Origin of the sequence: Stutzerimonas stutzeri SDM-LAC, from assembly GCF_000235745.1 — a bacterium.
GTDB lineage: Bacteria > Pseudomonadota > Gammaproteobacteria > Pseudomonadales > Pseudomonadaceae > Stutzerimonas > Stutzerimonas stutzeri_H.
On the sequence record NZ_AGSX01000034.1, the window covers coordinates 1 to 8,591 of the forward strand.

Annotated in this window: 8 protein-coding genes; 4 read left to right on the forward strand and 4 right to left on the reverse strand. The window is 63.8% G+C overall.

The window, feature by feature from the left end:
* From PSTU_RS20400 to PSTU_RS0103510, 4 genes are all read left to right on the forward strand, one after another.
* Positions 1-275, forward strand: a 275-nt coding sequence (locus PSTU_RS20400) for a helix-turn-helix transcriptional regulator (RefSeq protein WP_036992620.1), incomplete at its 5' end; no start/stop codon positions are given.
* Positions 276-430: 155 nt separating this feature from the next.
* Complete coding sequence (locus PSTU_RS0103500; protein WP_019339655.1) at positions 431-1,198, forward strand: SDR family NAD(P)-dependent oxidoreductase; 768 nt, start codon at positions 431-433, stop codon at positions 1,196-1,198.
* Positions 1,199-1,212: 14 nt separating this feature from the next.
* A complete protein-coding gene (locus PSTU_RS0103505; protein WP_019339656.1) occupies positions 1,213-2,400 on the forward strand; it encodes an acetyl-CoA C-acyltransferase in 1,188 nt (395 codons plus the stop codon).
* Positions 2,401-2,409: 9 nt separating this feature from the next.
* Entirely contained in the window at positions 2,410-3,543 is a 1,134-nt protein-coding gene (locus tag PSTU_RS0103510; protein WP_019339657.1) for an acyl-CoA dehydrogenase, read from the forward strand.
* A 240-nt stretch (positions 3,544-3,783) separates the two neighbouring features.
* Here PSTU_RS0103510 and PSTU_RS0103515 read toward each other — a convergent pair whose 3' ends face one another.
* The 4 genes from PSTU_RS0103515 to PSTU_RS20405 form a co-directional block, all read right to left on the reverse strand.
* Positions 3,784-4,857: a CaiB/BaiF CoA transferase family protein gene (locus PSTU_RS0103515; protein ID WP_019339658.1), complete on the reverse strand. Its 1,074-nt coding sequence runs from the start codon at positions 4,855-4,857 to the stop codon at positions 3,784-3,786.
* Between the two features lie 199 nt (positions 4,858-5,056).
* Positions 5,057-6,700 (reverse strand): long-chain-fatty-acid--CoA ligase, encoded by a 1,644-nt coding sequence (locus PSTU_RS0103520; RefSeq protein WP_019339659.1) that lies wholly within the window; start codon positions 6,698-6,700, stop codon positions 5,057-5,059.
* Positions 6,701-6,885: 185 nt separating this feature from the next.
* Positions 6,886-8,037 carry an acyl-CoA dehydrogenase family protein gene (locus tag PSTU_RS0103525; RefSeq protein WP_019339660.1) on the reverse strand — a complete coding sequence of 384 codons (1,152 nt, stop codon included), beginning with the start codon at positions 8,035-8,037 and terminating at the stop codon, positions 6,886-6,888.
* A 13-nt stretch (positions 8,038-8,050) separates the two neighbouring features.
* On the reverse strand, positions 8,051-8,591 hold a 541-nt coding region (locus PSTU_RS20405; RefSeq protein WP_019339661.1), incomplete at its 5' end, for an enoyl-CoA hydratase/isomerase family protein.

Below are 8,591 nucleotides of genomic sequence, written 5' to 3' on the forward strand. Positions count from 1 at the left end.
CGCAGACATTGTGCGTATCAGCCTCGACCCTGCGCCGACGGCTGGCTGATGCCGGGCAGACGTACCAGGCGATCAAGGACCAGGTGCGTCAGGAAATGGCGACACTGTGGCTGGCAGACGCCTCGATCACCTACGCGGAAATCGCCGAGCGCTTGGGTTTTGCCGATGTCAGCTCGTTCTACAAGGCGTTCCGCAAATGGTCCGGAACTAATCCGGGGCAATACCGCAGCCTTATCCTGCGGGCGGACGAACCGATTGCCTCGCGCTTCCCTTGACAGAGCCCCACAACGTTAGCGCCAGGCTTGGCCAAACCAGTCATCGCGATTGCTTGCATCGACCATTGTTCATGCAGAACGGTCTGAAGAAGATGAACCCAGCAGGAGGCGGCAGTGGTGTGCCGCGATGCCTATCATCGTCTCGAGGTCGTGCTGTGGATATTCAAAACAAGGTTTTCCTGATCACCGGCGGCGCATCCGGCCTGGGCGCAGCCGCTGCCGAAACGCTGGTCGCCGCGGGTGCAAAGGTGGTGCTCGCCGATATCAATGCCGAGCTGCTGAGCGAACGCAGCGAGGCGCTGGGTGCTAACGCTCACGCCGTCGTTACCAATGTATGCGACGAAGCGGCGGCACAAGCGGCAGTCAACGCCGCGGTCGAGCATTTCGGTGGCCTGCACGGGCTGGTCAACTGCGCCGGCGTCGCCAGCGGCGAAAAGATCCTCGGCCGCCAGGGCTCGCACGGCCTGGCCAGCTTCAGCAAGGTCATCAACCTCAACCTTATCGGCAGCTTCAACATGCTGCGTCTGGCTGCCGAAGCCATCGCCCGTGGCGAGCCGGATGCCCAGGGCAATCGCGGCGTGATCATCAATACTGCTTCTATCGCCGCTTATGACGGGCAGATTGGCCAGGCCGCCTATGCAGCCTCCAAGGGCGGCGTGGTAGCCATGACGCTACCGGCGGCGCGTGAACTGGCACGCCACGGTATACGCGTCATGACCATCGCCCCGGGGGTGTTCGAGACGCCGATGATGGCCGGCATGCCTCAGGAAGTGCGCGACTCGCTCGCCGCGGGTGTGCCGTTCCCGCCACGTCTGGGCCGCGCTAATGAATACGCGGCGCTGGTCCGCCATATCGCCGAGAACGACATGCTCAACGGCGAAGTTATCCGCCTCGACGGCGCGCTGCGCATGGCCGCCAAATAATCGGGAGACAGATGATGAACAACGATCCAATCGTGATTCTGGGCTCGGCCCGCACCCCCATGGGCGGCTTCCAGGGTGATTTGAAAAGCCTCAGCGCGCCGGAGCTGGGTGCCGCAGCGATTCGCGCGGCGATGGAACGCAGCGGTGTTGCCGCCGAGCAGATACAGGAAGTGTTGATGGGTTGTGTACTGCCGGCCGGCCTCGGCCAGGCGCCGGCGCGCCAAGCCGCGCTCGGTGCCGGACTGGGCAAAGCGACCGCGTCCACCACGTTGAACAAGATGTGCGGCTCGGGCATGCAGGCGGCCATCCTCGCCCACGATGCGCTGCGCGCCGGCAGTGTCGATCTGGTCGTCGCCGGCGGCATGGAAAGCATGTCAAACGCGCCTTATTTGCTGGAAAAAGCCCGTGGCGGCTATCGCATGGGCCACGGCAAGGTGCTCGACCATATGTTCCTCGACGGCCTCGAAGACGCCTATGACAAGGGCCGCCTGATGGGCACCTTTGCCGAGGATTGCGCACAGAATCATGGCTTCAGCCGTGAGGAACAAGATGCCTATGCCTTGACCTCGCTGCAGCGTGCGCGTGATGCCATTTCCAGTGGCCGCTTCGCCAGCGAAATCGTCCCGCTGGAGGTCACCCAGGGCCGCGAACAGCGCACCGTGCGCGACGATGAGCAGCCGCCCAAGGCGATGCCGGAGAAGATCCCCTCGCTCAAGCCCGCATTCCGTGAAGGCGGCACCGTGACGGCGGCCAACTCCAGTTCGATCTCTGACGGTGCCGCCGCACTGCTGTTGACGCGGCGGTCCCACGCCGAGCAGCTCGGGGTGAAACCCCAGGCCGTGATTCATGGCCATGCGGTGTTTGCCGACGCGCCTAACCTGTTCCCGACCGCGCCCATCGGTGCCATCCACAAGCTGCTCGAGCGCACTGGCTGGCGCCTCGACGAGGTCGATCTATTCGAGATCAACGAGGCCTTTGCGGTGGTCAGCATGGTCACCATGCGCGAGCTGGGGCTCGATCACGCCAAGGTCAACGTCAATGGCGGCGCCTGCGCCCTGGGCCACCCAATCGGTGCGTCCGGTGCGCGGATTCTGGTGACCTTGATCGCTGCACTGCGCGACCGCGGCCTGCGCAAGGGCATCGCGGCCATCTGCATCGGTGGTGGCGAAGCGACCGCCATGGCCGTCGAACTGCTCGACTGAGGACTCGTCATGCTGCTTAACGAAGATCAAACCAGCATTCGCGACATGGCCCGGCAGTTCGCTCAGGAGCGCCTAAAGCCCTTCGCCGCCGATTGGGATCGCGAGCATCGCTATCCAGCTGAAGCGATCGGCGAGATGGCCGAGCTCGGCTTTTTCGGCATGCTCTGCCCCGAACAGTGGGGCGGCAGCGAGACCGGCTATATCGCCTATGCGCTGGCGCTGGAAGAGATCGCGGCCGGGGACGGTGCCTGCTCGACCATCATGAGCGTGCACAACTCGGTCGGCTGCGTGCCGATCCTGCGCTTTGGCAACGAGGAGCAGAAACAGCGCTACCTGACGCCGCTGGCCAGCGGTGCGCAGATCGGCGCCTTCGCCCTGACCGAACCCCATGCCGGCTCCGACGCCAGCAGCCTGCGCACCCGTGCGCGGCGTGACGGTGACAGCTATGTGCTCAACGGCGCCAAGCAGTTCATCACCTCGGGCCAGCATGCCGGTACGGTGATCGTCTTCGCCGTGACCGACCCGGACGCCGGCAAGCGCGGTATCAGCGCCTTTATCGTGCCGACCGACACGCCCGGTTATCAGGTGGTGCGCGTCGAGGACAAGCTTGGCCAGCATGCCTCGGATACCTGCCAACTAGCGTTCGAGGACATGCGCGTGCATGAATCCCAGCGCCTGGGCGAGGAGGGCGAGGGCTACCGCATCGCCCTGGCCAATCTGGAAGGCGGCCGTATCGGCATTGCCGCCCAGGCGGTCGGCATGGCCCGCGCGGCCTTCGAAGCCGCCCGCGATTACGCCCGCGAGCGTGAAGCCTTCGGCAAGGCGCTCACCGAACATCAGGCCGTCGCCTTCCGCCTGGCCGACATGGCCACGCAGATCGCCGTGGCCCGGCAGATGGTGCTACACGCCGCCGCGCTGCGCGAAGCCGGCCAGCCGGCATTGGTCGAGGCGTCCATGGCCAAATTGTTCGCTTCGGAAATGGCTGAGAAAGTCTGCTCGGCGGCGATCCAGACGCTGGGTGGCTATGGCTATCTGCAGGACTTCCCGGTGGAGCGCATCTACAGGGATGTGCGGGTGTGTCAGATTTATGAAGGCACGAGCGATATTCAGCGGTTAGTGATTGCACGAAATCTTGGGGAATGAGGCCTAGTCATCGCGTGATGCCGCTCCTGATGTCGCGCCACAGGTAAACCCCCGCGTCGTCATGGGTGGATGGATGAAGCGCCATCCACCCTACGGAGTCGGGGTGCCAGGCGATGCGTTGCCGCTTGACGCCATACACAGCCTGGCGGGCGGACGTAGGGTGGATCACGCTCTACCGAACCGCCCGCGAATCCGTCCCGTCGCTTTGCCGGTGGTTATAGATCCTTTTCATTCCAAGGCTTACCAATCCCAGCCACTCGCTTTTTCCGACTCTCTTATCGAGCCCGGCGTCCGCGAAAAGCGTGGCGCGGGGGCAGCGTGGAGGACGCCGTCGAGATCGCGATAAACACCGCGTTGCTGCATGTGCGGGTGCTGCGCGGCTTCTTCCAGGGTGAGCACCGGGGCGAAGCAGGCGTCGGTTCCTTCGAGTAGCGCGCACCACTCGGACTGGGGACGACTAGTGAACAGCGCGGCGAGCCGCTCGCTCTGTTCCGGCCATTGCGCCGGGTCTTTGCAGCCATCACGCAAGGACTCGGGCGCATCGATGCGCTGCATCAGTTCAGCGAGAAATTGCGGCTCCAGCGGCCCTATGGAGATATCGCGGCCATCGGCACAGGTGTAGCAGCGGTAGTGGGGGGCCGCGCCAGATAACAGATTGCGATCGCGCTCAAGGGAAATGGCACCGCTGGGCAGCAGCCCGGCGAAGAAAGTCATCATCGAGGACACGCCATCGACAATGGCTGCGTCGATCACTTGCCCCTGACCGGATCGTTCCCGCTCCCACAGCGCAGCCATGATGCCGAACGCCAGATACAACGAGCCGCCGCCGAAGTCGCCGACTAGATTGAGCGGCGGAATCGCCGGGCCCTCCCGTCCCCCGATGGCTGCTAGCGCCCCGGTGATCGCGAGGTAGTTGATGTCGTGCCCGGCACTGTTTGCGAGTGGGCCGGTCTGGCCCCAACCTGTCATGCGCCCATAGACCAGGCGCGGGTTGCGTGCATGAACCTGCTCTGGCCCGAGCCCTAGCCGCTCCATCACGCCGGGGCGAAAGCCTTCGACCAATACGTCCGCGTTCTCGGCTAGCGCCAGGCATCGCTCGCGCCCGGCTTCGGTACGGATATCCACCGTCAGTGTTTTTCGGCCACGATCAACCACCGGATTGGGCCAGCCATTTCCACCCTCGCGCTCGATACGAATGACCTCAGCACCGAGGTCGGCCAGCAGCATCGCGCAGTGCGGGCCGGGGCCGATACTGGCGAATTCCAGCACGCGCAGGCCGAGCAGCGGGCCTTGGCGCGGTTGTGATTTATCCATCGACATCGAACTCCCGAGGCGTAGCGCATCGAATCAGGCGGATGATTCGTTCACCCGTATTGTTGTCCGTCGGGTAGGTGCAACCCATCGAGCGGCTGACCGCGCCACAGCGGATCATGGCTGACACTGTGTGGCGGTCCTGCTTGCTGGTGGGTTTCAGCCATCCTGCGTTTGTGGCTTGGTTCGCCGTGTCGTGTGGTCAGCTGTTTGCCGCGCTTACGGTCATCTCCACCAGGTGGTTGCGATAGCGGTCGCGCAGGGTCTTCTTGTCGATCTTGCCGGTGGCGGTCAGCGGAACGCTGTCGAAGATCACGGCATCGGGCATCCACCATTTGACGATCTGCGGCTCAAGGTGGGCGAGTACGGTTTCGATGCAGACATCGGCCCCGTCATGGGGCTCGATGATCAGGATAGGTCGCTCTTCCCATTTCTCGTGAGTAACACCGACCACCGCGGCGATGCGCACGCCCGGACAGGCCACGGCAATGTTCTCGATGTCGATGGAACTGATCCACTCGCCACCGGACTTGATCACGTCCTTGCTGCGGTCGGTGATGCGCATGTAGCCGTTGGGGTCGAGTGTGGCGATGTCGCCGGTATCGAACCAGCCGTCGGCGTCCAGCGCCGTGGTTTCACTGCGGAAGTAGCGCTCGACCGTCCACGGGCCGCGTACCAGAAGCGCGCCGGAACTGACGCCGTCGTGCGGCAGCTCATTGCCCGCTTCGTCGACGATCTTCAGCTCGATGCCAAACTGCAGACGGCCCTGGCGGGTCCAGATGGCCTCGTTGGTAGCGGCTTCGCCCATGGCGGCAAGCTTGGGTGTCGGTGTGGCGACCACGCCAAGTGGGCTGGTCTCGGTCATGCCCCACAGCTGGCGGACGCTGACGCCATATTTCGTCTCGAATTTCTCGGCCAAGGCCCTGGGTACAGCCGAGCCAGCTATCACCAGGCACTTGAGCGCGCCCGTGCTTTCACCGGTGCGCTCGAGATAATCCAGATACATGTTCCAGATGGTCGGAACGCCACCGGAGAAGGTAACGCCTTCGGTCTGGATCAGCTCTTGCAGACTGGCGCCGTCCATCTTGTCGCACGGCAGCACAAATTTGCATCCATTGATCGCCGCGGTGAACGGCACGCCCCACGCGGTGGCGTGGTAGAGCGAAGAGCAGGGCATGATGCAATCGAACGCCGAGAAACCGAAGGCGCCGGTAAGGCCCGCTGCCATGGCATGCAGGACGACGGAGCGGTGGCTGTAGACCACACCTTTTGGGTTGCCGGTGGTGCCCGAGGTATAGCAGAGCATGGCGCCCGCGTTTTCATCGAACTGAGGCCAGTCGGTGACTGGCTGCTCTTTGGCGATGAGGGTTTCATAGCTCAGCGCACCCACTTCGCCCGGCTCGGTGCGCTCGGCGTCGGAGAGCATGATGAAGGTGTGGACGCGATCCAGATGCGGCCGCACCCGCTCGACCACGGCAAGAAAGCTGCGATCGAACAGCAGTACGCCGCTGCCGGCATGATTCAGGGTGTAGATGATCTGCTCGTCCGACAGGCGAGGGTTGGCCGTGTGCAGCACAGCACCGATGCCCGGGACAGCAAAGAACAGCTCGAAGTGACGATGGGTATTCCAGGCCATGGACGAGACCAGGTCGCCGGGTTTGACGCCCAGGTTGCGCAACATCGTGGCTGCCTGGCCTGCGCGTTGCGCCAGCCCAGCGTAGTCATAACGCCAGATGGGTTCGTCCACTAACCGCGACACGATCTCCCGGTCGCCATGGGCGAGGGCGGCATGGGTCAGAATGCCGCTGATCATCAGCGGGGTCTGCTGCATCGTACCTTTGAGCATCGTCGTATCCTTCTTATTGTTGTTGGATGGCGGCTCGCGCTGCCGCCCTCAGGCGTTCGGGATATTGCTTCGAGGTTGGTTTTTACTTTGGCTCCTGTCGTCGGGGCTGTTCGCCAGCAAGCTGGCTCCTACAACAGCCAAGGCCGTGCGAGTTTGTCGGAGCGAACTCGCTCGCGAAGCAGGTTTCACAACCCGTAGTTATTCAACTCCCTGGCAATCAACAGCCGCTGAATTTCGCTGGAGCCTTCGTAGATCTGCGTGATGCGTGCGTCACGGTAGTAGCGCTCGACCGGGTAATCCTCGAGATAGCCGTAGCCGCCATGGATCTGCATCGCTTTGGAGCAGACGTACTCGGCAACTTCGGACGCGAACAGCTTGGCCTGGGAAGCCTCGGACAGGCACGGCAGATTGGCGCTGCGCAGGCGTGCAGCATGCAGAATCAGCAGCCGCGCGGCGTTCAGACGGGTGTGCATGTCGGCGAGCATGTTGGCCACGCTCTGGTGCTCGATGATCGGCTTGTCGAACTGGATGCGCTCGCGGGCGTAACCCAGTGCCGCCTCGAATGCGGCGCGAGCAATGCCCAGCGCCTGCGCGCCGATGCCGATGCGCCCGCCTTCAAGATTCGACAGGGCAATGGCCAGCCCCTTGCCACGCGGGCCGAGCAGATTGGCTTCGGGGATGCGACAGTCACGCAGGGTCACGCCACAGGTGTCTGAAGCACGGATGCCCATCTTCTTTTCCATGCGGTCGACGACGAAACCAGGGTTGTCGGTGGGCACCAGGAACGCCGATAGCCCCTTCTTGCCCAGCTCCGGATCGGTGACGGCGAAGACGACCGCGATCTTGGCGCGCTTGCCGTTGCTGACGAACTGCTTGGCGCCATTGATCACCCATTCGCCGTTCTCCAGCACGGCGCGGGTGCGCAGGTTGTGCGCCTCGGAACCGGCCTGGGGTTCGGTCAGGGCGAAGCAGCCGATGGCGCGACCCGCCGCCAGGTCCGGCAGCCACTCATCCTGCTGCTCCGGCGTGCCGTACTTGAGGATCGGGCCGCAGCCGACCGAGCTGTGGATGCTCATCAGCGCACCGATGGCGCCATCGCCGGCGGAAATTTCCTCGACCGCTAGCGCATAGGCGACGTAGTCGATATAAGTGCCGCCCCACTGCTCGGGCACGATCATGCCCAGCAGGCCGAGCTCGCCGAGCTGGGTCACGGTGTCGTCACCGATCCAGCCGGCCTGCTCCCAGGCCTCTGCCTTCGGCGCAATTTCGGCGCGAGCGAAGTCGCGCGCCATGTCGCGGATCATCCGTTGTTCTTCGCTCAGTTCGATATCTTGCATAAGCAATTCCTGATCAGACGCCGTCGAAGAATGCGGCGACGCGCTCGGGCGTCACTTCATTCAGCGTAGGCGGGTTCCAGCGCGGGTTCTTGTCTTTATCGACGATTAGCGCGCGAACGCCTTCGATGATGTCGCCTTCGTCGAACCACTGGCGGTCCAGGTGCAGCTCCATGGCAAAGCAGTCGGCCAGCGACAAGCTGCGACCGCGACGGAGCATTTCCAGCGTGACGCTCATCGACAGCGGCGAGCGGCTGTCCATGGTCTTGAGCGTCTCGGCCGCCCAATCGCGAAACTCGGGACGTGTTTCGGCAGCCAGCGACTGGCGAATGGCGGCGACGCTGTCGTGGGCGAAATGCTGCTCGATGGCCGGGAACAGCGCCTTGAACGACGCATCCGGCAACTCGGTGCAACCCATGGACACCAGCAGGTTGGTCAGTGCCTGCACTGGCGCGGTGGTCCAGTCCTGGCGGTCCAGCGCCTGTTCCAGCTCGGCGAAACGCTCGTACGGCACGCAATAATCGGCGAGACCGGCGTACAGCGCGTCGGCCGAGCCG